The organism is Bradyrhizobium sp. NP1 (assembly GCF_030378205.1).
GTDB lineage: Bacteria > Pseudomonadota > Alphaproteobacteria > Rhizobiales > Xanthobacteraceae > Bradyrhizobium.
On the sequence record NZ_CP127385.1, the window covers coordinates 2,106,002 to 2,131,872 of the forward strand.

General features: G+C 66.3%; 26 protein-coding genes. 14 read left to right on the forward strand and 12 right to left on the reverse strand.

Annotation, left to right across the window (positions count from 1 at the left end):
- Window positions 1-131 precede the first annotated feature (131 nt).
- The 3 genes from QOU61_RS10100 to QOU61_RS10110 all read left to right on the forward strand — a co-directional run bounded on the left by QOU61_RS10100 (window position 132) and on the right by QOU61_RS10110 (window position 2,743).
- Window positions 132-1,769 carry an isocitrate lyase gene (locus tag QOU61_RS10100; protein WP_289658013.1) on the forward strand — a complete coding sequence of 546 codons (1,638 nt, stop codon included), beginning with the start codon at window positions 132-134 and terminating at the stop codon, window positions 1,767-1,769.
- A 15-nt stretch (window positions 1,770-1,784) separates the two neighbouring features.
- Window positions 1,785-1,994 (forward strand): DUF4170 domain-containing protein, encoded by a 210-nt coding sequence (locus QOU61_RS10105; RefSeq protein ID WP_289658014.1) that lies wholly within the window; start codon window positions 1,785-1,787, stop codon window positions 1,992-1,994.
- 194 nt (window positions 1,995-2,188) lie between these two features.
- Window positions 2,189-2,743, forward strand: coding sequence for a hypothetical protein (locus QOU61_RS10110; protein WP_289658016.1), 555 nt, complete (start codon window positions 2,189-2,191; stop codon window positions 2,741-2,743).
- Window positions 2,744-2,803: 60 nt separating this feature from the next.
- Here QOU61_RS10110 and QOU61_RS10115 read toward each other — a convergent pair whose 3' ends face one another.
- Window positions 2,804-3,691, reverse strand: a complete 888-nt coding sequence (locus QOU61_RS10115; RefSeq protein WP_289658018.1) for a metallophosphoesterase family protein — start codon at window positions 3,689-3,691, stop codon at window positions 2,804-2,806.
- Window positions 3,692-3,739: 48 nt separating this feature from the next.
- On the opposite strand from QOU61_RS10115, the gene QOU61_RS10120 reads away from it, so the two are divergent.
- On the forward strand, window positions 3,740-4,231 hold the full coding sequence (locus QOU61_RS10120; protein ID WP_289658020.1) for an NUDIX domain-containing protein: 492 nt from the start codon (window positions 3,740-3,742) through the stop codon (window positions 4,229-4,231).
- Window positions 4,232-4,312: 81 nt separating this feature from the next.
- Complete coding sequence (locus QOU61_RS10125; RefSeq protein ID WP_289658022.1) at window positions 4,313-4,825, forward strand: GNAT family N-acetyltransferase; 513 nt, start codon at window positions 4,313-4,315, stop codon at window positions 4,823-4,825.
- A gap of 140 nt (window positions 4,826-4,965) precedes the next feature.
- Here QOU61_RS10125 and QOU61_RS10130 read toward each other — a convergent pair whose 3' ends face one another.
- The 6 genes from QOU61_RS10130 to QOU61_RS10155 form a co-directional block, all read right to left on the reverse strand.
- Window positions 4,966-7,245, reverse strand: coding sequence for a TonB-dependent receptor (locus tag QOU61_RS10130; RefSeq protein ID WP_289658024.1), 2,280 nt, complete (start codon window positions 7,243-7,245; stop codon window positions 4,966-4,968).
- A gap of 145 nt (window positions 7,246-7,390) precedes the next feature.
- Window positions 7,391-7,804 carry a DUF2946 family protein gene (locus QOU61_RS10135; RefSeq protein WP_289658026.1) on the reverse strand — a complete coding sequence of 138 codons (414 nt, stop codon included), beginning with the start codon at window positions 7,802-7,804 and terminating at the stop codon, window positions 7,391-7,393.
- 291 nt (window positions 7,805-8,095) lie between these two features.
- Entirely contained in the window at window positions 8,096-10,159 is a 2,064-nt protein-coding gene (locus QOU61_RS10140; RefSeq protein WP_289658027.1) for a hypothetical protein, read from the reverse strand.
- Between the two features lie 9 nt (window positions 10,160-10,168).
- On the reverse strand, window positions 10,169-12,982 hold the full coding sequence (locus tag QOU61_RS10145; protein ID WP_289661436.1) for a DUF4159 domain-containing protein: 2,814 nt from the start codon (window positions 12,980-12,982) through the stop codon (window positions 10,169-10,171).
- The gene (locus QOU61_RS10150) at window positions 12,982-13,923 is read right to left on the reverse strand and encodes a DUF58 domain-containing protein (protein WP_289658028.1); all 942 of its coding nucleotides are present in this window, start codon (window positions 13,921-13,923) and stop codon (window positions 12,982-12,984) included. Before QOU61_RS10150 ends, QOU61_RS10145 begins: the two co-directional genes overlap by 1 nt.
- On the reverse strand, window positions 13,923-14,921 hold the full coding sequence (locus tag QOU61_RS10155; protein WP_289658030.1) for an AAA family ATPase: 999 nt from the start codon (window positions 14,919-14,921) through the stop codon (window positions 13,923-13,925). Before QOU61_RS10155 ends, QOU61_RS10150 begins: the two co-directional genes overlap by 1 nt.
- A 271-nt stretch (window positions 14,922-15,192) precedes the next feature.
- On the opposite strand from QOU61_RS10155, the gene QOU61_RS10160 reads away from it, so the two are divergent.
- From QOU61_RS10160 to QOU61_RS10185, 6 genes are read left to right on the forward strand one after another with little or no spacing between them, the layout of a single operon-like run.
- The gene (locus QOU61_RS10160) at window positions 15,193-15,801 is read left to right on the forward strand and encodes a DUF1285 domain-containing protein (RefSeq protein ID WP_289658032.1); all 609 of its coding nucleotides are present in this window, start codon (window positions 15,193-15,195) and stop codon (window positions 15,799-15,801) included.
- Between the two features lie 8 nt (window positions 15,802-15,809).
- Complete coding sequence (locus QOU61_RS10165; protein WP_502876911.1) at window positions 15,810-16,469, forward strand: CoA pyrophosphatase; 660 nt, start codon at window positions 15,810-15,812, stop codon at window positions 16,467-16,469.
- Window positions 16,466-16,729, forward strand: a complete 264-nt coding sequence (locus QOU61_RS10170; protein WP_289658036.1) for a DUF6111 family protein — start codon at window positions 16,466-16,468, stop codon at window positions 16,727-16,729. Before QOU61_RS10165 ends, QOU61_RS10170 begins: the two co-directional genes overlap by 4 nt.
- Window positions 16,726-16,869, forward strand: coding sequence for a hypothetical protein (locus tag QOU61_RS10175; RefSeq protein WP_289658037.1), 144 nt, complete (start codon window positions 16,726-16,728; stop codon window positions 16,867-16,869). Before QOU61_RS10170 ends, QOU61_RS10175 begins: the two co-directional genes overlap by 4 nt.
- A gap of 13 nt (window positions 16,870-16,882) precedes the next feature.
- Window positions 16,883-18,145: a CCA tRNA nucleotidyltransferase gene (locus tag QOU61_RS10180; protein WP_289658039.1), complete on the forward strand. Its 1,263-nt coding sequence runs from the start codon at window positions 16,883-16,885 to the stop codon at window positions 18,143-18,145.
- A 50-nt stretch (window positions 18,146-18,195) separates the two neighbouring features.
- Window positions 18,196-18,963: a TSUP family transporter gene (locus tag QOU61_RS10185; protein WP_289658041.1), complete on the forward strand. Its 768-nt coding sequence runs from the start codon at window positions 18,196-18,198 to the stop codon at window positions 18,961-18,963.
- Here the strand turns inward: QOU61_RS10185 and QOU61_RS10190 are convergent.
- Genes QOU61_RS10190 through QOU61_RS10210 form a run of 5 tightly spaced genes read right to left on the reverse strand, consistent with a single transcriptional unit; the run spans window position 18,960 to window position 22,084 of the window.
- Window positions 18,960-19,703 (reverse strand): HAD family hydrolase, encoded by a 744-nt coding sequence (locus QOU61_RS10190; RefSeq protein WP_289658043.1) that lies wholly within the window; start codon window positions 19,701-19,703, stop codon window positions 18,960-18,962. The genes QOU61_RS10185 and QOU61_RS10190 overlap by 4 nt on opposite strands.
- Complete coding sequence (gene hemF, locus QOU61_RS10195) at window positions 19,703-20,590, reverse strand: oxygen-dependent coproporphyrinogen oxidase (protein ID WP_289658045.1); 888 nt, start codon at window positions 20,588-20,590, stop codon at window positions 19,703-19,705. The genes QOU61_RS10190 and hemF overlap by 1 nt, the downstream gene beginning before the upstream one ends.
- A gap of 8 nt (window positions 20,591-20,598) precedes the next feature.
- Complete coding sequence (locus QOU61_RS10200) at window positions 20,599-20,964, reverse strand: 6-pyruvoyl trahydropterin synthase family protein (RefSeq protein ID WP_289658047.1); 366 nt, start codon at window positions 20,962-20,964, stop codon at window positions 20,599-20,601.
- Between the two features lie 17 nt (window positions 20,965-20,981).
- Window positions 20,982-21,614: a 7-carboxy-7-deazaguanine synthase gene (gene queE / locus QOU61_RS10205; protein WP_289658049.1), complete on the reverse strand. Its 633-nt coding sequence runs from the start codon at window positions 21,612-21,614 to the stop codon at window positions 20,982-20,984.
- Window positions 21,611-22,084 carry a tRNA (cytidine(34)-2'-O)-methyltransferase gene (locus tag QOU61_RS10210; RefSeq protein WP_289658051.1) on the reverse strand — a complete coding sequence of 158 codons (474 nt, stop codon included), beginning with the start codon at window positions 22,082-22,084 and terminating at the stop codon, window positions 21,611-21,613. Before QOU61_RS10210 ends, queE begins: the two co-directional genes overlap by 4 nt.
- A gap of 254 nt (window positions 22,085-22,338) precedes the next feature.
- Here QOU61_RS10210 and petA point away from each other — a divergent pair, with 254 nt between their 5' ends.
- The 3 genes from petA to QOU61_RS10225 all read left to right on the forward strand — a co-directional run bounded on the left by petA (window position 22,339) and on the right by QOU61_RS10225 (window position 25,821).
- Entirely contained in the window at window positions 22,339-22,869 is a 531-nt protein-coding gene (gene petA / locus QOU61_RS10215; RefSeq protein WP_289658054.1) for a ubiquinol-cytochrome c reductase iron-sulfur subunit, read from the forward strand.
- Window positions 22,870-22,928: 59 nt separating this feature from the next.
- A complete protein-coding gene (locus tag QOU61_RS10220; protein ID WP_289658056.1) occupies window positions 22,929-24,989 on the forward strand; it encodes a cytochrome c1 in 2,061 nt (686 codons plus the stop codon).
- 157 nt (window positions 24,990-25,146) lie between these two features.
- On the forward strand, window positions 25,147-25,821 hold the full coding sequence (locus tag QOU61_RS10225) for a dienelactone hydrolase family protein (RefSeq protein WP_289658058.1): 675 nt from the start codon (window positions 25,147-25,149) through the stop codon (window positions 25,819-25,821).
- Window positions 25,822-25,871 lie beyond the last annotated feature (50 nt).

Genomic DNA, 25,871 nt, shown 5'->3' on the forward strand with positions numbered 1-25,871 from the left:
GGAACAAGGGGGATTCGCGTTTACGTCTCGCCACGCATTTCGCAATGCACTGTCAAGAATGTATGGCGAAGACAAACCCTGCAGAGAAGACGACCGCTGCAGATTTGTCGTCACCGAGAGGGATCACCGACATGAACTTCCAACCGCGCGGCGTGAGCGACAAGGCCATCCAGGGCCCGGCTTCCTATCACAGCGAGATCGAGGCGGCCGAAGCGCTCCTCAAGACCAAGGAGACCTGGAACGGCGTGACCGCCGAAGCCGTGGCGCGCATGCGTCTGCAGAACCGCTTCAAGACCGGCCTCGACGTTGCCCGCTACACGGCGGCGCTGATGCGTGCCGACATGGCCGCCTATGACGCGGACAGCACGAAGTACACCCAGTCGCTCGGTTGCTGGCACGGCTTCATCGCCCAGCAGAAGCTGATCTCGGTCAAGAAGCATTTCGGCAATACCGATCGCCGCTACCTGTACCTTTCTGGCTGGATGATCGCGGCTCTCCGCTCCGAGTTCGGACCGCTGCCGGACCAGTCGATGCACGAGAAGACCTCAGTGCCGGCGCTGATCGAAGAACTCTACACCTTCCTGCGCCAGGCCGACTCGCGCGAGCTGAACGATATCTTCCGCAGCCTCGACGCTGCCCGCAAGGAAGGCGACAAGGCCAAGGAAAAGGCCCTGATCGAGAAGATCGATAACTTCCAGACGCACGTCGTGCCCGTCATCGCCGATATCGACGCCGGCTTTGGCAACGCGGAAGCGACCTATCTGCTCGCCAGGAAGATGATCGAAGCAGGCGCTTGCGCCTTGCAGATCGAAAATCAGGTGTCCGACGAGAAGCAGTGCGGCCACCAGGACGGCAAGGTGACCGTGCCGCACGAGGTCTTCCTTGCGAAGATCCGGGCCTGCCGCCACGCGTTCCTCGAGCTCGGCGTCGAAGACGGCATCATCGTGACCCGTACCGATTCTCTCGGTGCCGGCCTGACGCAGCAGATTGCCGTGAGCCACAAGCCCGGCGATATCGGCGATCAGTACAACGGCTTCCTTGATTGCGAGGAAGTGACGGCCGCCAACGCCAGGAACGGCGACGTGATCATCAACCAGAACGGCAAGATGATGCGGCCGAAGCGGCTTGCCAGCAATCTCTACCAGTTCCGTCCCGGTACCGGTGAAGATCGTTGCGTGCTCGACTGCATCACCTCGCTGCAGAACGGCGCCGACCTGCTGTGGATCGAAACCGAGAAGCCGCATATCGAGCAGATCGCCAAGATGGTCGACCGCATTCGCAAGGTGATTCCGAACGCGAAGCTGGCCTACAACAACTCGCCGTCCTTCAACTGGACGCTCAACTTCCGTTGGCAGGTCTACGACGCGATGAAGCAGGCCGGCAAGGACGTCAGCAAGTACAATCGTGCCGAACTGATGAAGGCGGAATACGATGACACGCCGCTGGCGATCGAGGCCGACGAGCGTATCCGCACCTTCCAGGCCGATTCGGCAAAGCGTGCCGGTATCTTCCATCACCTGATCACGTTGCCGACCTATCACACGGCAGCTCTGTCGACCGACAATCTCGCGAGGGAATATTTCGGCGAGCAGGGCATGCTTGGGTACGTGAAGAACGTTCAGCGTGCGGAGATCCGTCAGGGCATTGCCTGCGTGAAGCATCAGAACATGGCAGGATCCGACATCGGCGACGATCACAAGGAATACTTCGCTGGCGAGGCCGCTCTGAAGGCGGGCGGCGCCCACAATACGATGAACCAGTTCGGCTAACGTTGGAGACTGAAAATGACCACAGGCAGTAATTTCTGGGTGATTGGCGGCGAGTTCGGCTCGATGAACTTCCACAAGCTCGTGGAAGGCTCGGCCCAGGTCAGGGGTCCGTTCAAGACCCGCAAGGAAGCCGAGGACTGCTGGCGCGAGGTCTCGGAAGAGAGCCGCCACAAGGCCGGCGTGCGCTTCTCGATCGTGGAGGAGCCCTCGCGCGTCCCGGCTTGAGCCGGGGCGGTCGACCCTGACAAGTCAAGAAACGTCCAAGGAGCGAACGGCCTCATCCGGCCTTGCCGGGTGGGGCCGTTCGATTTTTGGAACAGCGTCGCCGAGCCACCCCCGGGAACGAGCCGCCTTTGCGGCCGGCGACGTTACTGCTAGGGTCAAGTCAGATTTAACCCTTCAAGGACAGGGCCGGGGTAATGTCAGACGCGCAGAACAGTGGCAACGAGGCCCGCGAGATGCGACCGACGCGGCTGCGCGATGCCTTGCGTCAGGCGCGGATCGAGGCCGCCGACCGCACCGGCGTCGTGGTCGAGCTGCGCGATGCGGAAGTCGCCCGGCTGGAGATCCTCAACGAGGCACTCGATCCCTTGTTCGCGCAGATGCCCGACAACATCGACATGTTCGATCGCGGCATCAGCCAGGGCGAAACGCCGCGGCTGTGGATCGACGTGGTCGCCCACATCGTGATGGGGCGCGACAAGCGCATCTATCGCTTCGTGCAGGATACGCGCTTCGGCCGCACCGTGCTTGCCGAGTCCCACGACGTGCCCGCAATCGTCGATGCGGTGACCGACTATGTCGCGCGCCGCATGGTCGAGCGCGAACATGCACTCGCCGTGACGCCGGCGAGCGAGTCGCCCATCGAGACAACGCGCCGCCGTGGCGGTTTCGGCGTGTTCCTGCTCGGCTTCATCCTCGGTGCGGCCGCGCTGTTCGCGCTGGCGCTGTTTTCAAGCCTGAACAATTTCTGACGCCGTTTTCCCGGCGTGGCGAGCGAGGCTAGTGGAGCGGATTTGACGTTCGCTGGACCACTAGATCAGCCGGATGCGCCGGATTTCCCGCACCGTGAGCTGGTTGTCGATGCCGCGTACCGCCTGCTCGCAGCGCCAGGCATTGCCGTCGCGCTCGATCCGCAACAGGTTGTAGGCGGCTGCCGGATGGCGGCCGCGGGCGAGCGCGGAAGCAGCCGGCACGCCGAGCGAGGGGATGCGGCCGTCCGGCCCCTCGAACCACATGGTGGAATGGATGTGGTCATGACCGTGCAGCACCAGGTCGACGCCGTGTCGTTCGATCAGCGCGATCAGGCCCGCGGAATCGGTCAGCCGCTTGGGGCGTGAATCCGAACGCAGCGGATGGTGCACCAGCAGCACGCGAAAAGCCTCCTCGGCGGCGAGCTCGACCAGGATCTTCTCCAGCGCATCGAGCTGGGCGCGCCCGAGCGTCCCTGTCGCCATGAAGGGCGCCGTCGGCACCGCCGAGGACAGCCCGATCAGCGCCAGCAGGCCGCGCCGGCGCACGAAGGGATAGCTGATGCGGCCGTCGCCGGCATCGCCGCGCGAATAGTCGGCAAACGTCTCGGCGAAGCGATGTCGCATCGCGCGCACATAGGCGTCGTGATTTCCGGGAACGGTGGTGACCCGGTCCGCCGGGCCGACCTGCCGGAGCCAGGCCAGCGCCGGCGCGAATTCCGCCTCCAGCGCCAGGTTGACGAGGTCGCCCGTCACCGCGACATGGTCCGGCGCCTGTGCCTGCATGTCGGTGACCAGCGTGTCGAGCACCTCGCGGCGATAATATTTGTGGCGGTTGCGGGTCCAGTTGAGATAGCCCAGCACGCGCTTGCCCGCGAGTTCGGCCAGCCTCGGCGCGGGCAGCGGCGGCAGATGCGGATCCGACAGATGGGCGAGGGTGAAGGCTGCCATCTCAGGTCTATTGGCAAGCGGAAGCGGTCGGCGCAAGATCAAAACACGATGTCGGGACACGAAAGCAATTGGCGAAGGCGGTTGGAGCCGCTGCTGCGAGGCCTTTTTCACCAATACTGGCGCGTTGCGCGCGGCATGACGCTCGGGGTGCGCGCCGTCGTCCTCGATGACAGCAACAAGGTGTTCCTGGTCAAGCATAGTTACGTCGCCGGCTGGCATCTGCCCGGAGGCGGCGTCGAGACCGGCGAGAGCCTCGGCGAGGCGTTGCGCCGCGAGCTGCGGGAGGAGGGACGGATCGAGCTTGCCGGCGAGCCGGCGCTGCACGGCCTGTTCTTCAACAGCCATGTTTCCCGGCGTGACCATGTCGCGGTCTATGTCGTGCGCCATTTCAGCCAGGACCGCCTTCCCGAGCCGAATCGCGAGATCGTGGCCTGCGGATTCTTCGCCACCGACGCGCTGCCCGCCGAGACGACCCACGGCACGCGGCTGCGGATTGCGGAAGTGCTCGACGGCACGCCGCCGATGGCCACGTGGCGCTGAGCCTCCGCTCCGGAACCGATGTGGCCGCGGCGAACGCGGCGATGGACCGCACCGCCCGCAGATGCTATCTCGCGCTTCGCCATGACCGACCTCTCCCTGACGATCCTGCCGGAAGCGCCGAACGACGCCCAGGCGATCGAGCGCCTGCACGAACGCACGTTCGGGCCCGGTCGCTTCGTGCTGAGCGCCTACCGGCTGCGCGAGCACGTGGATCACCTGCTCGAGCTGTCATTCACCGCGCGCATCGGCACGCTGCTGGTCGGCTCGGTTCGCCAATTGCCGATCTGCATCGGCGACACCAGGGCCTTGCTGCTCGGACCGCTCACGGTCGAGCCGCCGTTTCGCGACCGCGGTGTCGGCCGCGCGCTGCTCGAGCGCGCGCTCGAGGATGCCGGGACAAAAGGCCATCGTCTCGTCCTCTTGGTCGGTGACGAAGCCTATTATCGCCGGGTCGGCTTCAAGCCCGTGCCGAAGGGCCGCGCGATCATGCCCGGCCCCGTCGACTACGGCCGCCTCCTCGTCGCCGAGCTCGTCGACGGCGCGTTTGAGGGCGTATCCGGTCCGATCCGGCCGGACTGGAGCATGGCGCGCTAGCGTTTGCGCGAATCAGCGCGTCATCGCGAGCGTAAGCGAAGCGATCCAGTCATCGAAGAGATCTGGATTGCTTCGTCGCTGTCGCTCCTCGCAATGATGCCAAGTCAGTGATCGAACCTGAAACCATCATGCTTTAGTCGCTACAGCTTCTGCGTGATGCCGACATAGAAGCCGCGGCGCGGTCCGAATTGCGGCGCGAACACGCCGATGCCGGAGCCGTCCCTGATCTCGTAGATCTTGTCGAACAGGTTGACGACGTCGAATCGCAGCGTGGTCGGCTTGTTCGGCGCGACGATGAAGAAGTCGTGCGCTACCCCCATATTGACCTGGGTGTAGGACGGCACGTGATCGAGGTTGGCGAAGCCGGAACGAAGGCCGGAGCCGTAGATCATCGATGCGGAAAAGCGCGTGTCGTTCCATTTATAGGAAGCGCCGGCGGAGGCGGTCAGGACCTGGCTGTGGTCGGTATAGATGTAATGCGTCGCGATATAGGCGAGGCGATCGGGATCGAATAGATACTGGTTCGATACGATGTCGGTGCCCAGCTGCCGCGCCCAGGCGAGGTTGCCGTACATCCTCAGATTGCCATTGGTGTAGTTCGCCTTCAGTTCGACGCCGAGATTGTTGGCCCGGTCGTAATTGAAGCCGGTGAGCACATAGGCCTGGCCGAACTGGCCGTCGTCGAGCAGGTCGCGCGCGATCTTGTAGTAGCCGTCGATGCCGACCTCAAGGCCGGGCACCGGCCAGATCTTCTGGACCACGCCGACATCGAAGACATGCGCCCGTTCGGGCAGCACCGGATCCTGCTGCTGCACCGGGGGGTTGATGACAGTGTTCTGCACCAGCGCGAGATTGACCGGCGCCGCGATCACCTGCGGCGGCGGCGTGAAGGTTCTGGCATAGCCGGCATGGAACGTGGTGCCATCCTGCGGGACCCACGTCATGTTCACGCGCGGGCTGAACTGGTTGGCGTTGACGTATTGATACATCTGGTCGAAGCGAAGGCCGGCATTCAGGGTCAGGTTGTTGGTGATCTTCCATTCGTCCTGAATGTAGCTGCCGAGCAGCCAGCCGAGTTTGGAATTGGTATCGTACAGCGTGATCGGCGGCAGCGGGGTGCCCGCTGCATCGGTCGCCTGACCACCGGTCGCGGGGTCGGCGAGGAAGGTGCTGTTGAAGCTCGTCACCAGGGAGCGCTCGGCGCTCGCGAAGAATCCGAACCGCAGCGTATGCGCATCGGCGACGCGCCAGGCGGTATCTTCCTGGATGCCGTTGACATAGCTCTGGCGGTAGACGTCGGAAGCCACGCCGTTGATGAGGAGATCGCCGATCGGGTCGGGCATGAAGTGGAGCTGGCTGTAGCGATTGAAATAGGAGATCTGGTAATCAATGCCCTCGGCCGAGTGCTGGTAGGCGAGCACGTTGAAATGATTGATCTCCTGCTGCCGTTCGTTGAGGAACGCGGAATTGAAGTTGGAGACCGTGGGGGTTGCGAAGTTGGTCGGCTGTCCCGGATTGTTGGGGATCTGGTAGAGCCCGTTTGAGGTGCCGCTCATGTAGGTGAGGCGGCTCTCCGGATCGAGTATCGTCGACAGATAAAGGAATCCCTTTTCCTGTGCGGTGCGGTCGTGGATCGCCTCCTTGGCCGGCGTCGGATTCTCGATGCCGAGATTGCTGCCGAAATAGCGGCCCGACACGAAATACTGCGTCTGCCCGGCCGTGCCGCCATATTCGAAGCTCGGCGTGATGGTCTGGTGGCTGCCGCCATAGACGCTCACGCTGCCGCTGTTGTTGAACGCGTCGGTCTTGGTGGTGATGTCGAGCACGCCGGCGGTGCGCAAGCCGTATTGCGCCGGCAGCGCGCCCACCAACAGCGCCATATTGCCGACGATGCCGGTGTCGAGGATCTGCCCGAAGGCACCGACCCCATCCGGCAGCATGATGCCGTTGATGCGGTATTGCAGGTTGCCGTGCTCGTTGCGCACATGCAGTTCGCCGCTTGCCGCCGAATCCTGGGTCACGCCGGGAAACTGCAGCAGCACCTTGTCGAGGGTTGCATTGTTGCCCTGCGGCAGCGCCTCGATCGTCTGGTGGTTCATCTCGGTCGAGCTGGCGCCAAGCGGCGCAAGAATGGTGTGCCGCGCCTCGTCGAATTTGTCGTTTTTGCCCGCGACGATCTGTTCCTCGGTCTGCCGCGGCGGCGGCGTGGGAGATTCGCGGCGCACGCCGGTCACGACCCGCGCCCGCGGCTTGCGCGGCGGCTGGACGCGTTTGGGCGCCACCACCTCGATGCTGGGCAGTTTCGTCGTCTCGCCCGATGATGATGGCGGCGTCTGCGCGAGCGCATCGTGGCCGCAATAGCCGAGCACCAGCGCCGTGAAGCCCGAGGCGGCCAGCGCTGTCTTCCTGGATACTGACATGGTCCTGATTCCGATCAGGCCGCTGCCGGATTCTTTTTTGCTTTAGGAGTTTCCGGAACAGCCTGCCGTCGACATGCGACGGATCGATTCCTGTAATCCCGGTCGCCCGCGCATGCGCGGATCACCAGGGGTTCACGCGATCGATTCAGGACAGCGGCGGTGCGCGGGATTGAAACGCCGAACGCGGCGATTCGAGATGCGTGAACTCGGTGTCGGCGGCAAAATAAAGAAGCTCGACGGCCTGCGGCAGCAGGAGCAGCGGCGGCGTCGCAAACAAGACATTGCTGGCTAGCGAGATGACGGCGCAGATCGCGCAGGGCTCGCCCGGCTGCTGATCGCCGTCGCGGCCGGATGGCTGGTGCGTCCAGACCGCCTGATTGGCGGTATCGGGCGCGATCGCGACATTCGTCCGATCAGCCTGCGTCAGGCCGGCCCGGACGGCCGGTGCCGCCTGCGCGGCGAGGGGATGGAAGTGGCCGAACGACAGCACGCACTGGACGGCAAGCGCGAACAGCGCCAGCCGTGCGCCTGTCTTGACGTGCCTTCGGAACCACTTCATGCCGCGCTACGCCCACCCTCGGGAACGGGCTTCAGATATCCCCGGCCGTTCCGATGTTACATTATAACATCGGATGGTGCCGATGTTGTCAACCGTGGCCGGAGCAGCCTCGCGCGATCCGGCAAGGCTGTGTGATTGCTGCAACGGGCGCAAGCATGATCCGGAAAAGTGGGTACCGGTTTTCCCTCGCGACAAACGCAAAACGCGTTTGCGCGGAGATCATGCTTGACCAAAATTGGAGCGGGATGGTGCTTCTGCCTGAAGTTCCTCGATCCACCCGCCTCGCTGCGTTCAGCGGCCCTCGCGCAGCCAGGTCGCGGCGAACGCGCCGAGCAGCAGCAAGAGGCCGATCAGGCCTGCGAACATCGGCAGCACGCCGACACCCTTGACGACGCTGGCATCGCGCATGCGCACGCCCATCCAGCCGTCGCCATGGAACACGCTGGAAGCGCGCACCGGAACGATGCGCGGCAGATCGACGCTGCCGCGGTCGACCACGCGGCGGGCGTCGCCGCCGGTCGCCTGCGCCAGCGGTTTCAGCGTCTCCGTGGTCGAGGTGACCTCGGAGAACTCCTTCGGATTGGTTGGCCCGACATTGATCAGCGCCTTGAGCGTGCCGTCGCTCGCCTGCCAGAGGCCGAGCTCGCTCGCCGGCAGGCTGGCGCGCCATTCACCGGGCTCGCCCTGCGTCAGCGTCAGCTCGCGCGTCGCGCCGGAAGGCGCGGTGACGGTGACCGGCGCGACGCTGTCCGCCATGGTCTGCCGCACCACCATGAGGTCATGGCCCTGCACCTGCATGCGCAGCGCTTCCTCGTCCAGATCCGGCTGCTTCATCAGCCAGTGCGAGGTCCGCCGCAACAGGTCGAGATGCGGCCCGCCGCCCTCATAGCCGCGTGCCCACAGCCAGATGTGGTCGGTGAGCAAGAGCGCGACGCGGCCCTCGCCGAAGCGCGACAGGAGCAGCAGCGGCTTGCCGTCGGCGCCGGTCATCAGCGGCGGGCTGGTCGCATTCTTGGTGTCGACGGTGCGGAAGAAGCGGCTCCAGTGCGGCGGCTCGCTCCCCGCGCCTTCCAGCCCGCGCGTCACCGGGTGACGCTTTCCGGCATCCGACAGGTGCGCGTAATAGGGCTTCTCGGTGACCCCGACCGGCTCGGCCGGCAGCACCGAATCCAGCGGCGTGCGCCAGATGCTGGTGGTCGAGGCATAGTCGGGCCCGGCCGAGACCAGCACCGCGCCGCCGGCGCGCACATAGCGTGCGATGTTGTCGAAATAGGCGATCGGCAGCACGCCCTGGCGGGCGTAGCGGTCGAAGATGATCAGCTGGAATTCGTTGATCTTCTGCTGGAACAGCTCGCGGGTCGGAAACGCGATCAGCGACAGCTCGTTGATCGGCGTGCCGTCCTGCTTCTCCGGCGGGCGCAGGATGGTGAAATGCACGAGATCGACGCTGGCGTCGGATTTCAGCAGATTGCGCCAGGTGCGCTCGCCGGAATGCGGCTCGCCGGAAACCAGCAGCACGCGCAGCTTGTCGCGCACGCCGTCGATGGCGACCACGGCGCGGTTGTTGACCGGAGTCAGCTCGCCTTCGAGCGGCGAAGCCTCGATCTCGACGATGTTGGGGCCGGCATGCTTGATGTCGACGTCGATGCTCGAGGTCTGGCCGCTTGTGAGCGTGCGCTCGCTGATCACCTCGCCGTCGCGGCGGATGGTCACCTTGGCGCGCTCGCCGGTGACGCCCTGGTCGTCGAGGCGATAGGTGATGGTCTGGGTCTGGCCGACGATGCCGAAGCGGGGCGCCGCCGAAATCGCGATGCGGCGGTCGCGTTCGTTCGCCGCGCCCGTGACCAGCGCATGCACCGGCGCCTGGAATCCGAGCGCCGCCGCGTTGGCCGGGATGTCGTGCACGCGCCCGTCGGTGATCAGGAAGGCGCCCGCGACGCGGTCGACGGGCACGTCCGACAGCGTGGAAGCGAGCGCGCCGAACAATTTTGTGCCGTCGGTCTCGCCGTCGGCCTGGCCGGCGTCGACGACGCGCACTTCGAGGCCCTTGATCTTCTTCAGGGCATCGACGAGCGCTTCCTGCGCCTGCGCGGCCTCGCGGGTCCGGTTGCCGAAATTCTGGCTCGGGCTCTTGTCGACGACAACAGCGGCGACCGAGCTCAGGGGTTCGCGGTCCTCGCGGGTGAAGGAGGGATTTGACAGCGCGAGCAGGATCAGCGCCAGCGCGGCCACGCGCACCGCTGCGCCGCGCGAGCGCCCGATCAGCAGCAGCGCCGCGATCACGACGATGGCGCCGGCCGCGAGCCAGAGCACGATCGAGGGAACGAGCGGGGTGAACGCAATACCGTAATTCATGGCGCGATCCTACTGGCCCAGCCGTTCGATCAGCGCCGGCGCATGCACCTGGTCCGCCTTGTAGTTGCCGGTCAGCGTGTACATCACGATGTTGACGCCGGCGCGGAAGGCGAATTCGCGCTGCTTGGGCTCGCCCGGCGTCATCGGCAGCATCGGCTGGCCGTCGGGGCGGATGGCCCAGGCGCCGGCGAGATCGTTCGAGGTGATGATGATCGGCGAGACGCCGTCGCCGCCGCGCGCCGGCCGCGAGGCCGCCTCTTCATCGTCCTCGCGCGGCAGGGCTTCGACCCAGGTCTGGCCGTTGGCGAAGCGGCCGGGGAAGTCGCGCAGCAGATAGAAGGTCTTGGTCAGCACGTGCTCGCGCGGCACCGGCTCGAGCTCGGGCACGTCGAGCGAGGAGAGCAACTCGCGCAGCGCCTGCATGCCCGGCGTCCGCGCGGCGCCGTTCTCGCCGGGACCGGCCTCGACGGCGTCGCGGGTGTCGAACAGCACGGTGCCGCCCTGCTTCATGTAGGCGTCGATGCGGTTGATGGCGTCCTGCGGCGGCTTCGGCGCGCCCGGCACGATCGGCCAGTAGATCAGCGGGAAGAAGGCGAGCTCGTCGCGCGCCGGGTCGACGCCGACCGGGTCGCCGGCTTCCAGCGCGGTGCGCTGGGCGAGGAACAGCGTCAGCCCGGACATGCCGGCCTTCACGATGGAATCGACGTCGGCGTTGCCGGTCATCACATAGGCGAGGCGGGTCTGCGACACCGCGCGAAGCGCGAAGTCGTCGCTGGCGTCGTCGGCGTGGACACGGCCGGGCACGGCGATCAGCGTCGACAGCGCGAGCGCCATCACCAGCGCTGCCGGCGCCGCGCGGCGGCGCAGCAGGCTCGCCAGCCCGCCGCCAAGCAGCGCGACGATGATCGCGTCGACCAGGAACAAGGCGAGCGACACCGACAGCAGCATGCCGCGCAGGTCGCGCGGCTCGGCATTGGTGTAGCTGGCGCGCTGCGCCTTCAGGCCGGAGGTGTCGAGCGGCGCGATGCGGTCGGCGGCCGCGAGCGTGTTCACGGCGATCGGCCCCTCGGCGGGACCATAGAATCCGGGCGGATGGTCCAGCGTCGCGCGGTCGCGGTATTCCGCCGGCAGCGGCTTGGCGGTCGACGGCGGCGGACCGAACGCGCCGAAGCCGTCGAGGATGTGCAGCGGCGCCACGGTCTCAGCGCTGGCTTCGCTCGCCACGCCCGCGCCGGGCTTCGAGGTGTAGCCGGACATGTCGACGATCCGCCGCAGCATCTCGACGAAGGCGCCCGACATCGGCAGATCCGACCAGCGCATGTCGCCGCTGATGTGAAACAGCGCGACCACGCCCTTGCCGCGGTGCTCGCCGGTGACCAGCGGCGTGCCGTCTTCGAGCGAAGCCCAGCTCCGCGTCACGAGCGCCGCGTCGGGCTCGGCAAGCACCTGGCGGCTGACGGTGACGTCTTTCGGCACGGCGAGGCCGGCAAACGGACCGTCGGCGGCGAAGGCGGCGAGATGCTGCGGCTTTTCCCAGGTCAGGCTGCCGCCGAGGCTGCGCCCGCCGCGCCTGAGCTTCACCGGCACCAGATCGTCGTCGGCCTGCGCGAGGCGCGGTCCGGCGAAGCGCACCAGCACGCCGCCCTGCTCGATCCAGGCGGTGAGCCGTTCGCGGATTTCCGGCGACAGCGTGCCGACATCGGCGAGCACGATCATCGGCAGCTTCTGGTCGAGGAACTGGGCGATCGCCTGCTGCGGCGCCAGGCCGCGGTCGCCGAGCCGCACGTCGGCGAAGGGAGCGAGCGCGCGCGTGAGATAGAAGGTCGCCGCGAGCAGCGGCTGCGCGGTGTCGCTGGTCGCGCCAGAGGCAATGCCGATGGCGCGCCGCCGCCAGCGCTTGTCGAGCAGCTGCACGGCGCCCGCCGAGCGCTCGCCCGCGATTTCCAGCCGCGCGATGTCGTTGCGCAGCTCGACCGGGAGGTCGAAGGCGGCCTCGGTCTCTCCGGCCTGCGGCGCGAAGCTGTAGCGGGCTTCTCCGATCGGGGAGCCCTTGGCGTCGATCGCGCGCACGATGCCGGTGGCGATGCCGCTGTCGGTGCGCAGCACCTTCACCGTCATTTTCGCCGCCGCGTTCTCGGCCGCTACCAGCGCCAGCGGCGAAGGCGTGCCGCCTTGATAAACCGTCAACGCGCGATCTCCGATGGTCTTGCCTAAGCCTTCGACGAATTCCGCGCCACGGCCGGTGTCGACGCCGTCGGTCAGCCAGACCAGCTCGCAGTCTCCGGTGGTTTTGAGGAAACGCTCGATCGCGGGGACGGTTTCGATCCGCTCCACGGCGTAGGGCTTGGGCGAAAGCTGGCGCAGCGCGACGCGGGCTGCACCCGCCGGCATGATGGTGATGTCGCGCGCGGGCTCCGACAGCGGCACCAGCGCCACCGCGCGGCGGTCGGTGTCGGCATTGGCGATCAATTCGTCCGCCGCCCTGATCCTGGTGTCCCAGCTCGCCGCGGCGCTCCAGCCGTCGTCGAGCAGGATGACGAGCGGCGTGGTCTTGCCGACGATCCCGGTTTTCGGATTCCACACCGGGCCTGCGGCCGCGAAGATGACGAGCGCGGCCGCCAGCAGCCGCAGCGCCGTCAGCCACCACGGCGTGCGCGACGGCGTCTCTTCCTTCGGCGCGATGTCGAACAGCAGCCGCGTCGGCGGAAACACGATGCGTCGCGGCCGCGGCGGCATCACGCGCAACAGCCACCACAGCACCGGCAGGCTGACGAGGCCGAGCAGGAGCAGCGGCTCGGTGAAGCTCAGGGGAAGGCCCGCGATCATGCGCTGCGCCCCGCCTTGACGGATATGCCGCCGCCGCTCTTGCTCACCATCATGCCGCCATGCAGGAACAGCAGCAGCTCGGCTGCCGAGCGGCTCGTGGTATGGGTCGAGAACAGCCAGTCGAGCTTGGCGGTCTCCTCGCGGATCTGGTCGCGATGCAGCGCCAGGCGGGCGACATAGTCGTCGGCCCAGCGTTCGGCGCGGCCCGCGGTGATGACGCCGAACCCTTCCGGCTCGACGAACTCGATGCGGCCCGAATAGGGGAAGGTTTCTTCCGCGGGATCGACGATCTGGACCAGCGCGCCATGCGCGCCGGAGGCCGAAAGCCCCGCCAGCATGGTGCGGATCTCGGTGATCGGCGACCAGAAGTCGGACAGCACGACGATCTCGGCGAGCGCCGACGGCACGAAGGAGGGCGGCAGGCTCAGGCGGGCAGCATCGTCATGCAGGATCGCCTGCGCCATCTTGTCGATCACCGAGCGGCTCGCGGTCGGATTCATCAGGCCGGGAATCCCGACGCGTTCGCCGCCGGCGACCAATAGCTCGGCCAATGCAAAGGTCACGATCAGCGCGCGCTCGAGCTTCGAGTCTCGTGCGCCCTTCGAGGCGAACGCCATCGAGGGCGAGCGGTCGGGCCACAGCCACACGGTGTGCGCCGCCTCCCATTCCTGCTCGCGCACATAGAGGTGATCGTCGCGCGCCGAGCGGCGCCAGTCGACGCGCTGCGAGGGCTCGCCCGAGACGAAGCGGCGATACTGCCAGAAGCTTTCGCCGGCGCCGGCCCGGCGCCGGCCGTGCAGGCCGTGAATCACGTTGGCGGCGATCCGGCGGGCTTCCAGCACGAGACGCGGCAGCGACGCGGCGAGCGTTCGGCTTTCGCCATCGGCACGTCGGACTGCGAGGATCTCCCTGTCTCGTTGCGTGGTCTCAGCGGCCATCAACCGATCCGCGTCTTAAGCTGTCGGATCACGTCCGGAATCGTGCGGCCCTCGGCGCGCGCCGAGAAGGTCAGCGCCATGCGGTGCTTGAGGATCGGCTCGGCGAGCTCCAGCACGTCGTCGATCGAGGGCGCAAGCCGTCCGTCGAGCAGCGCGCGGGCGCGCACCGCGAGCATCAGCGACTGGCTGGCGCGCGGACCCGGTCCCCAGGCGATCAGCTTGCCGGCTTCGCCGCCTTCGGGCCCCGGGCGAGCCGAGCGCACCAGCGACAGGATCGCCTCCACCACGGAATCGCCGACCGGCAGGCGGCGCACCAGCCGCTGCGCCGCGATCAGCGCGTCGGCGCTCATCGCGCCCTTTGCGAGCGTCTCCTCGGCGCCGGTGGTCTCGAACAGGATGCGCCGTTCGGCGTCGCGGTCGGGATAGTCGACGTCGATTTCCATCAGGAAGCGGTCGAGCTGCGCCTCGGGCAGCGGATAAGTGCCTTCCTGCTCCAGCGGATTTTGCGTGGCCAGCACATGGAACGGTTTCGGCAGATCGTGGCGCGCGCCGGCCACCGTGATGTGCTGCTCCTGCATCGCCTGCAACAGCGCCGACTGGGTGCGCGGGCTGGCGCGGTTGATCTCGTCGGCCATCAGGAGCTGGGCGAACACGGGACCCGCGATGAAGCGGAACGAGCGCTTGCCGGTCGAGCTCTCGTCGAGCACCTCGGCGCCGAGGATGTCGGAGGGCATCAGGTCCGGGGTGAACTGGATGCGCTTGGCGTCCAACCCGAGCGTGATGCCGAGCGTCTCGACCAGCTTGGTCTTGGCGAGGCCGGGCACGCCGATCAGAAGCGCATGGCCGCCGGACAGAATCGTCACCAGCGTGTTCTCGATCACCCGTTCCTGGCCGAAGATGACCGTCGCGATCGCGTCCTTTGCCGCGCGGACCTCGCCCGACACCTGCTCGGCCGAGCGGACGATCACGTCCTCGAGTTTTTCGACACTGTCCGCCATCCGGCTGCTACTCCGTTGCAAGCATGCGCGCCCGATTGCGTCGTCATGCCGTGAGGGCCATGCTAAACTGGTGCAAAGGCCCTGTATTCGTTGAGTTAATCTATCCCCACTTTATCGACATTTCAGGGTATGAACGGCATCACGATGTGGCGACCTGTCCCGGTAAATTTCCGGGGAACTCGTGAGGTTTCCACAGCGTCAGTCTTGCACCGATCTTGCACCATTCGTGCCAGAATTGCTCGACTGGGCAGATCAACCGTTAAGGCAAACCATGGCGAAGCAAGGGCAGAGCACGACCAGTCTCGAAGGCCTGACGGTCGCAGCACGCGCAGCGACCAGCGCCACGCCGGCCGGCAAGGGGCTGCCCCCGGTGCACCTGTGGAATCCGCCGTTCTGCGGCGATCTCGACATGCGAATCGCCAGCGATGGTACGTGGTTTTACATGGGCACGCCAATCGGCCGGGCGGCGCTGGTGCGGCTGTTCTCGACCGTCCTCAAGCGCGAGGGTGACAAATATTTTCTGGTGACGCCGGTCGAGAAGGTCGGCATCCGCGTCGACGACGCGCCGTTTCTCGCCGTCGAGATGGTCGTGGAGAAGGAGGCCGGCGGCCGGAGCCTGCGCTTCCGCACCAATGTCGACGACTGGGTCGATTGCGACGCCGCGCACCGGCTGCGCTTCGAGGCGGCTGCCGACGGCGGGCTCACGCCCTATCTTCATGTCCGGGCCGAACTGTGGGCCAAGGTGACACGAGCGCTCTATTACGATCTGGTTGACATGGGCGAGGAGCGGATGATCGATGGCGAGGCGATGTTCGGGGTAACCTCCTCAGGCGAATTCTTTGCGATGGCGGATGCTGAGCAGGTGAGGGCCGCGCTTTGAACGAGGCGATGGTAAGGAGCGTTCCGGCCGCATTCTCGTCGGACGAATTTTTCAAGCGGTCCCGCGCGCGGCTCACTTTCGACGTGCCGCGCGGGCTGGTCGATCCCGACGTCATTCCGCAGACCGGCGATCCCGGCACCGACCGCATGCTCGAGATCATCGCGAAGGAGCAGCCGGTCCGTCCCGCGGCGGTGCTGATCCCGGTGGTCGACCATCCGGAGCCGACCGTGCTGTTGACCCAGCGCTCGCCCGACCTTGCCGAGCATGCCGGGCAGATCTCCTTTCCGGGCGGCAAGATCGATGCGACCGATGCCACCCCGCTCGACGCCGCGCTGCGCGAGGCGTTCGAGGAGGTCGGCCTGCGACCCGAATTCGTCGAGCCGATCGGCTATCTCGATCTCTACGGCACCGGGTTCGGCTTCCGCATATTGCCGACGGTCGCCAGGGTGAAGCCGGGCTTCCGGCTCGCCATCAACCATTCGGAAGTTGTCGACGCGTTCGAGGTGCCGCTGTCCTTCCTGATGAACCCGGCCAACCACCAGGTCCACAGCAAGGAGTTTCGCGGCATGGAGCGCTCCTATTACGCCATGCCATTCGCGGAGCGCTACATCTGGGGCGCGACCGCGGGCATCTTGCGGGTGCTCTATGAACGGATCTGCCTCTCATGATCCGCCCGGCGCTGACCGAGATCGGGATCTTCCTCCTTCCCTTCGCGGTCTATGCGCTGTTCCTGATCGCGACGCGCTCCGGGATCTTCGTGCAGACCTCCTGGCCGATCCAGCTCGTCGCCAAGCTCGCGCTCGGCTCGCTCTTCCTGGTGTTCCTGAGCCTCGTCATGCTCGCGCAGTTCTCGGGCGGGGCGCCGAATTCGGCCTACATTCCCGCCCATATCGAAAACGGCAAGTTCGTGCCCGGGGTTGAGAAATGAAGCGTGCCTCCACACCCGGCGCCGCCGATTTGAAATTCCTGCGCCGCTTGTGGCACGCTCGTGTCAGGAATTTCAAATCGACAGGCGGCACCGGCCAATTTGATTTTTCCGGTGCTCCTTCGGTTCCGAAGTTCGCCTAGGATGGTGCCGCAAATGCCTGCGAACTTCGGAAGCGGAGCACTGGCGGACGCGCCCTGGCTGAGGAGCGGCGGCGTTGCGCGTGTGCTGGAATTGCTGAACCGCGGCGGTGAAGAGGCGCGGGTGGTCGGCGGCGCGGTGCGCAACGCGCTGATGGGGCTTTCGATAACGGAATTCGACATCGCCACGACCGCGCTGCCCGACGAGGTGATGCGGCGTGCCGAGGCCGCCGGGATCAAGAGCGTGCCGACCGGCATCGAGCACGGCACCGTGACGCTGATCATCGAGGCGCAGCCGTTCGAGGTGACGACGCTGCGGCAGGACACCGAAACCTTCGGCCGCAAGGCTACCGTCGCGTTCGGGCGCGACTGGAGGATCGATGCGGAACGGCGCGATTTCACCATCAACGCGCTGTCGGCCGATGCCGAGGGCGTCGTCCACGACTATGTCGGCGGCCTCGACGACATCGCCGCGCGCCGCGTGCGCTTCATCGGTGATGCGAACCGGCGCATATCGGAGGACTATCTGCGCATCCTGCGCTTCTTCCGCATCCATGCCGCCTATGGCACGGGCGAGCCCGATCGCGACGGCTATCTCGCCTGCATCGCCGGGCGCGACGGCCTCGGCGCGCTGTCGGCCGAGCGCGTGCGCATGGAGATGCTCAAGCTCGTGCTCGCGGACGGCGCGGTCGTCGCCGCGATCGCCATGGCGGAGGCCGGTCTCCTGCAAACCATCATCGGCGGCATCGCCTATACCGGGCCGTTCGCCGCGATGATCGCGGCCGAGCGCGCGCTCGAACTTCCGTCCGACGCGATGCGGCGGCTCGCTGCGCTTGCGGTCGCCGTCACCGAGGATGCCCGCCGCCTCGCGGTACGCTTGCGGCTGAGCAACGCCGAGGCGCGGTCGCTCGATTCCATGGGCCATCGCTGGTGGCGGCTCGCCGGCATGGACGACGCACGGGCGCGCCGAAGGCTCTACCGGCTCGGCGCCGATCGCTATCGCGATCGGCTGCTGCTCGCCTGGGCGCGCTCCGGTAATGCTGCCGACGATCCGCGCTGGCGTGCGCTTGCGACGCTGCCGCAACGCTGGCAGGCGCCGAAATTTCCGCTCAAGGCGGCAGATTTTCTTGCCCGCGGTCTGAATGAAGGGCCGGCGCTCGGCCAGGTGCTGGCGCTCGCCGAAGACGCCTGGCTTGCCGCCGACTTCCCGCTCGATGCGGCGATGCTGGCTTCGATCGCCGACCAGGCGATGGCGCGGCTCAAGCGCGATACAAAATAGAGCGCGCCAGCCGATAGACAAAGGACGATGGAGGGAGTATTGCGCGGCGCGTGAATATTCTCGCCGGCTTTGCTGATATTTCCCTTGTTCAGCTGCTGATCGTCGCCGCCGTCGCGCTGTTCGCCTCCGTGATCGGCGGCCTTGCGGGCTACGGCACCGGCGCCTTGATGCCGCTGGTGCTGGTGCCGCTGGTCGGCGCCGAGCCGGTGGTGCCGATCATCGCGATCTCCTCGGTCCTCACCAATCTCAGCCGCCTTGCTGCGTATCTGCGTTATACGGACGGCCGCCGCGCGCTGATCGTGGTTGCGGCCGGCGCGGCCACGACCGCGCTCGGCGCCTACGGCTATACGCGCCTGACCAATGCCGGCGCGGCGCTCCTGATCGGCGCCATGCTGATTCTGAGCGTGCCGCTGCGCCGCCTGTTGAGGCGCCGCGCGGTGCGGATCGGCGACGGCGGGCTCGCCGCCGGCGCGGTCGGCTATGGTGTGCTGGTCGGCGGCACGTCCGGATCAGGCGTGATCCTGCTGTCGCTGTTGATGGCGGCCGGGCTCGAAGGCGCCGCGGTGATTGCAACCGATGCGGTGGTCTCGCTCGTCACCAGCGCGATCAAGATTTCGGTGTTCGGCCTCGCCGGCGTCGTCACTGCGCAGGTGCTCGCCTTCGCGCTGCTGATCGGCGCAGTCGCGCTGCCCGGCGCCTTCCTTGCGAAAGCGTTCGTCGAGCGCATGCCGGTCCACATCCACACCGCGATCCTCGATGCGGCTGTCATCACCGGCGGGCTGGTGATGATCTCGTCGGCGCTGCGGCCGTTGATTTAAGGCTTCGCTGTTTCGGGCAGCAGTTCAGCCAGCGAGCGGATGATGCGGTCGGGGCGGATGGTGGAATCCGGCGGCAGGCCGTCGCCATGGACGTCCATCCAGATGGCGTAGATGCCGAGCCGCTGCGGCGCCTCGACTTCCCATTCCAGGTTGTCGCCGACCATCCAGGTCTCGGGCGCGGTGACGCCGAGCGCCTCCATTGCGTGCAGATAGGCGCGCTCTTCCGGCTTGCCGAAACCGTGCTCGCCTTCGATCTGGATGTGATCGAAGCGGTGCGCCAGCGCGAAGCGCTCGATCTTGGCGCGCTGGGTCGGCGCCGCGCCGTTGGTCACGAGCGCCAGCTTGACGCCACGGGCGCGGAACGCGTCGATGGCATCATGCGCGCCGGGAAAGACGAACATCTGCTCTTCGCGATAGTCCGTGAAGCGGTCGGCAAGCCGGACGGCAAGTTGATCCGGCAGCGCGGCATGGCCCGCCGCGGCCAGCGCGGCAAATCCGCCCCGGACCACCTCGCGTCGCGCTTCGACGAGCTTCTGCCGCCATTCGGCGTCTGCCGTCGTCCAGAAGTGGCGCGCGAAATCGACGATCGCCGCGGCGACCATGTTGGGCGACAGCGCCTTCAGCTCACCGCCAAATTCGGCCGCGATCGTGTTCCAGGCGATTTCGGGACGCCCATAGGCCGACAGGATGGTGTCATCCATGTCGATCAGCATCGCGCGCGGCAGCTCGTTGCTCGTCATCAGGGCCACTTCACCTCCGGCGGCATCGACGACAGGATCGAATCGACATTGCCGCCGGTCTTCAGCCCGAAGATGGTGCCGCGGTCGTAGAGCAGGTTGAACTCGACGTAACGGCCGCGGCGAATGAGCTGCTCCTCGCGATCGGCGGCGCTCCAGGGGCTGGCGAAATTGCGCCGGACGAGCTCGGGATAGATTTTCTGTAATGCGCGGCCGACGTCCTTGGTGAAGGCGAGGTCGGCGTCCCAGTCGCCGCTGTCATGCCAGTCGTAGAAGATGCCGCCGATGCCGCGCGCCTCCTTGCGATGCGGCAGGTAGAAATACTCGTCGCACCACTTCCTGTATTTTTCGTAAGGCGCGACCGCGGCATGGGCGTCGCAAGCCGCCTTCATCGCGGCGTGAAAGGCGGCCGCGTCGGGATCGTCCTCGCCGCGCCGGCGCTCGAGCACGGGGGTCAGGTCGGCGCCACCGCCGAACCAGGCCTTGGTGGTGACCACGAAGCGGGTGTTCATGTGCACGGCCGGCACGTTCGGGCTGCGCTGATGGGCGATCAGCGAGATGCCGGAGGCCCAGAAGCGTGGGTCCTCGGCCGCGCCCGGAATTTGCGCCCGGAATTCCGGGGCGAACTCGCCATGCACGGTCGAGCAGTGCACGCCGACCTTCTCGAACAGCCGCCCATGCATCATCGCCATCACGCCGCCGCCGCCCGGCGCGCCCGAGTGGTCGGTGCGCTGCCAGGGGGTACGCACGAAGCGTCCCGGCTCGCCCGGATAGAGCGCGGCCGGCGCCTCGTCCTCGAGCCGCTCGAAGCTTGCGCAGATATCGTCGCGCAGGCTCTCGAACCAGGCCCTCGCGCGCGCTTTCCGATCCTCGATCACGGCAGCATCCATCGGCGCACCTAGGCTTGCGGCCCGTAATAGGTGCAGCTCTCGCTGCAACTGTCACGGTGGATGCTGACCCGCGTGATCTTGCCGGCGTGCTGGACATGCTCCCAGACGAAGCGGGACAGGTTTTCCAGCGTCGGCGGTCCAAGACCCTCGACACGGTTGAGCAGCTTGTGGTCGAGCAGCTTCTGCACTTCCGAAATCCGCTGCTGCAACAGCCCGAGGTCGAGCACCATGCCGGTCGCCGGGTCAGGGGTGCCGCGCACCGTGATGTCGGCGCGGAACGAATGGCCGTGAATTTCCTCGCTGGCCGCGCCCAGCGTGGTCCCGGCCAGCGCATGCGCGGCCTCGAAGCGGAACGATTTGGTCAATTCCCACATTTTTCCAACAGTCCATCCTACCTGATGCCGAGCGTCTTGTGGGTCTGCAGGCTGAGCCGCCACTGCGGATGACGCAGGCAATAGTCGATCGCGCGCGCGGTGTTCGCGGCGACGTCGGGTCCGTCCATCGGCTGCAGCGAGAAGCGCTCGAAGTCGAGTTCGGCAAACGATTCGGGCCGGGCGTCCACCTGCGGGTAGACCAGCTTGAGCTCGTGGCCACGCCGGACGACGAGATCGGCGCCGGCCTTCGGGCTGACGCAGATCCAGTCGAGCCCCGCGGGCGGCGCGATGGTACCGTTGGTCTCGACCCCGACCGCAAAGCCGCGAGCGTGCAGCGCCTCGATCAGGGCCGCATCGAGCTGGAGCATCGGCTCGCCGCCGGTCAGCACGGTGTAGCGGCCATCGGCCGCCTCGGGCCATTGCGCCGCGATGGTGTCGGCAAGCGCGTCGGCCGAGGCATAGCGACCGCCGAGCGTGCCGTCGGTGCCGACGAAGTCGGTGTCGCAGAACTGGCAGACCGCGCTGTCGCGGTCCTGCTCGCGGCCGCTCCAGAGGTTGCAGCCGGCAAAGCGGCAAAATACTGCCGCGCGCCCGGCATGGGCGCCTTCGCCTTGCAGGGTCAGGAAGATTTCCTTGACCGCATAGCTCACGTCACTGTCTCCTCAAATGCCGGCATCCCGGTCTGCCGCAACGCCTCGCCGACCGCCATGGCTGCCGCGACGGCCACATTGAGCGAGCGCATGGAGGGCCTGATCGGAATCACGAGCCGCGCGTCGGCGGCGGCCACGACCTCGTCGGTGACCCCTGCGGATTCGCGGCCGAACAGCAGGATGTCAGACGCCTGGTAGCGAAAATCAAGATAAGGCGTGGCGCCCCTGGTGGTGAAAAGCAAGAGCCGGTGACCGGCCTCCGCCCGCCATTCCTCGAATTTCCGGAACGAGTCGTGGCGCATCAGGGACACCCGGTCGAGATAGTCCATGCCCGCCCGGCGGAATGTCCGGTCGGAGGTCGCAAAACCCGCCGGCTCGATGATGTGGGCGGTCACGCCGAGGCAGGCGCAGAGCCGCAGGATCGTCCCGGTATTCTGCGGGATGTCGGGTTGGAAGAGTGCGATATGCATGGTCCAAAATTGTCGCATTAAGACGACGCTTGCCGCAGATTTAGTGCATTGCACGCTTCATGGCCGATACCGGGCTTGCGCTCGTCCGGCAAGGGTGCCAATAGAACGATTCTGAACCGTTGGTTTCGCCGGATCGGCCGAAAAGCGGTCATTCTGCCGCCGCGGGGGCCGCGGGCGCCGGCAGCCACTCCGGGCGTTTCCTGGCGTCTTTTGGGGCGGTTCCACCGGCTGCAGATAAGAAAGGGCTTGGAATCGTGACCACAGCGTCTTCGGCGGACCATCCGACCCGCCGTGATTTCCTTTTTGTTGCAACGGGAGCCGCAGCAGGCGTCGGCACCGTTCTCACGGCGTGGCCGTTCATCTCCCAGATGAACCCGGATGCCTCGACGATCGCGGCCGGCGCACCCATCGAGGTCGACCTGAAGCCGGTCGCCGAGGGGCAGGACATCAAGGTGTTCTGGCGCGGCAAGCCGATCTACATCATGCACCGGACCAAGAAGCAGATCGAGGAAGCCCGCGCGGTCCCGGTCACCAGCCTGCCTGACCCCGCAACCGACCAGTCGCGCGTCAAGGACGGCCACGATCAGTGGCTGGTCGTGATCGGCATCTGCACCCATCTCGGCTGCATCCCGATCGCCTATGAGGGCAACTACGACGGCTTCTTCTGCCCTTGCCACGGCTCGCAATACGACTCCTCCGGGCGTATTCGCCAGGGGCCCGCACCCGCCAACCTGCCGGTGCCGCCCTATCAATTCGTTTCCGACAGCAAAATCCAGATCGGCTGACGTCCCGGATCTCATCCGGGGCGCTGTGCCGTCACGTCTTACTTCCTCAGGATCGCATCATGAGCGGACCCTCCGACTACCAGCCGAGCCATCCGGCATTGAAGTGGATTGAACGGCGCCTGCCGATTTTCGGTCTCATCCACTCCTCCTTCGTGGCCTATCCGACGCCGCGCAACCTGAACTACTGGTGGACCTTCGGCGCCATTCTTTCGATGATGCTGGCGCTGCAGATCCTGACCGGCGTCATTCTCGCCATGCACTACACGCCTGAGGCGACCATGGCGTTCCGCTCGGTCGAAGCCATCGTGCGCGACGTCAATTACGGCTGGCTGCTGCGCAACATGCACGCCGTCGGCGCCTCGATGTTCTTCCTCGCGGTCTACATCCACATGTTCCGCGGCCTCTATTACGGGTCGTACAAGGAGCCGCGCGAGGTGCTGTGGATCCTCGGCGTCATCATCTACCTCCTGATGATGGCGACCGGCTTCATGGGCTACGTGCTGCCGTGGGGCCAGATGAGCTTCTGGGGCGCGACCGTGATCACCAACCTGTTCTCGGCCATTCCCTATTTCGGCGAGAGCATCGTCACGCTCCTGTGGGGCGGCTATTCGGTCGGCAACCCGACGCTGAACCGCTTCTTCTCGCTGCACTACCTGTTGCCCTTCGTGATCGCCGGCGTGGTGGTACTGCACGTCTGGGCGCTGCACGTCGCGGGCCAGAACAATCCGGCCGGCGTGGAAGCGAAGACCGAGAAGGACACCGTGCCGTTCACGCCTTACGCGACGATCAAGGACATGTTCGGCGTGTCGGTGTTCCTGCTGCTCTACGCCTGGTTCATCTTCTACATGCCGAACTATCTCGGTGACGCCGACAACTACATCCCGGCCAACCCCGGCGTGACCCCGGCGCACATCGTGCCCGAGTGGTACTACCTGCCGTTCTACGCGATCCTGCGCTCGATCCCGAACAAGCTCGCCGGCGTCATCGCGATGTTCTCGGCGATCCTGGTGCTGGCGTTCCTGCCCTGGCTCGACAGCGCCAAGACGCGCTCCTCGCGCTACCGGCCGCTGGCGAAGCAGTTCTTCTGGATCTTCGTGGTGGTCTGCATCCTGCTCGGCTATCTCGGCGCGCAGCCGCCGGAGGGCATCTATGTGATCGCCGGCCGCATCCTGACGGTCTGCTACTTCGCCTATTTCCTGATCCTGTTGCCGCTGCTCGCTCGCATCGAGCAGCCGCGTCCGGTGCCGAACTCGATCGCCGACGACGTGCTGACGAAGGGCGGCAAGGTGGTTTCGGCCGCGGTCGCGCTCGTGGTTGCCGGCACCCTGTTCGCCGGCACCGCTACCGACGCGCGCGCAGCGGAGGGCCAGGACAAGCCGCCGCAGCAGAGCTGGTCGTTCTCGGGCCCGTTCGGCAAGTACGATCGCGGCGCGCTGCAGCGCGGCCTCAAGGTCTACAAGGAAGTCTGCTCCAACTGCCACGCGCTCTCCTACATCGCCTTCCGCAACCTCGCCGAACCCGGCGGGCCCGGCTATTCGGTGGCGCAGGCGGCGGCGCTCGCCTCCGAGTACAAGATCAAGGACGGCCCCAATGACCAGGGCGACATGTTCGAGCGGCCGGGCCGGCCCGCCGACTATTTCCCGTCGCCGTTCCCGAACGAGCAGGCGGCACGCGTGGCCAATGGCGGCGCGGCTCCGCCGGATCTGTCGCTGATCACCAAGGCGCGCTCCTATGAGCGCGGGTTCCCGACGTTCATCATCGACTTCTTCAGGCAGTACCAGGAGCAGGGGCCGGATTACGTCGACGCCATCCTGCAGGGTTTTGAGGACAAGCCGCCCGCGGGCGTCACGATCCCGGATGGCTCCTACTACAACAAGTACTTCCCGGGCCACGCCATCAAGATGCCGAAGCCGTTGTCCGACGGTCAGGTGACCTATGACGACGGCTCGCCGGCGACCGTTGCGCAATATGCCAGGGACGTGACCACCTTCCTGATGTGGGCCGCGGAACCCCATATGGAGGCGCGCAAGGAGCTCGCCATGAAGGTGTTCGTGTTCCTGATCATCTTCGCCGGCCTGATGTACTTCACCAAGAAGAAGGTCTGGGCCAACGCGCACTGATCCGCTTCGCGCGGAATACCGATCTGAAAAAGCCCCTTCGGGGGCTTTTTTGTTGCCGACGTCCGCGCCCGGGAATTACCGAGTGTTGATTGCATACTTGCTCCGCAGCCGCCAAAATGCAGACAGTTGCGCCAAACCCAGCACCGTCGGAGGAACCATGGGCACACTCATTACTTTCAAGCGTCCGGACGGCAAGGACGCGAGCGGCTATCTCGCCAATGCGTCGCGCGGCAATGCGCCGGGCGTCGTCGTGATCCAGGAATGGTGGGGGCTGCAGGACCAGATCAAGGGGCTGTGCGACCGCTTCGCGCTCGCCGGCTTCGATGCGCTGGCGCCCGATCTCTACAAGGGCAAGGTGGTGCCCTATCACGACACCGACGCGGCGGGGAAAGAGATGAACTCGCTGGATTTCATGGACGCCACGACGCAGACCGTGCGCGGCGCCGCGCAGTATCTGTCGCGCAACGGTGCCAGGGTCGGCCTGACCGGCTTCTGCCTCGGCGGCGCGGTGACCATCATCGGCGCGACGAAGATTCCGGAGCTCGCCGCCGGCGTCGTGTTCTACGGCATTCCGCCGGAGCAGGCGGCCAAGCCCGCGGACGTCAGGATTCCGCTGCAGGCGCATTTCGCCAACAAGGACGACTGGTGCACGCCGCAGGTGGTCGATGCCTTCGAGAAGGGCATGAAGGCCGCCGGCAAGTCGCTCGAGCTCTATCGCTACGACGCCGAGCATGCCTTCGTGAACGAGCAGCGTCAGTCGGTGCATGACCGCCAGGCCGCCGAGCTCGCCTGGGGCCGCGCCACCGACTTTTTCAGGAAGCATCTGGGCTAGTTTTTATAGCGCCCTTGCAAGCCGGTCTTAGCCCGCACGGGTGATGACAC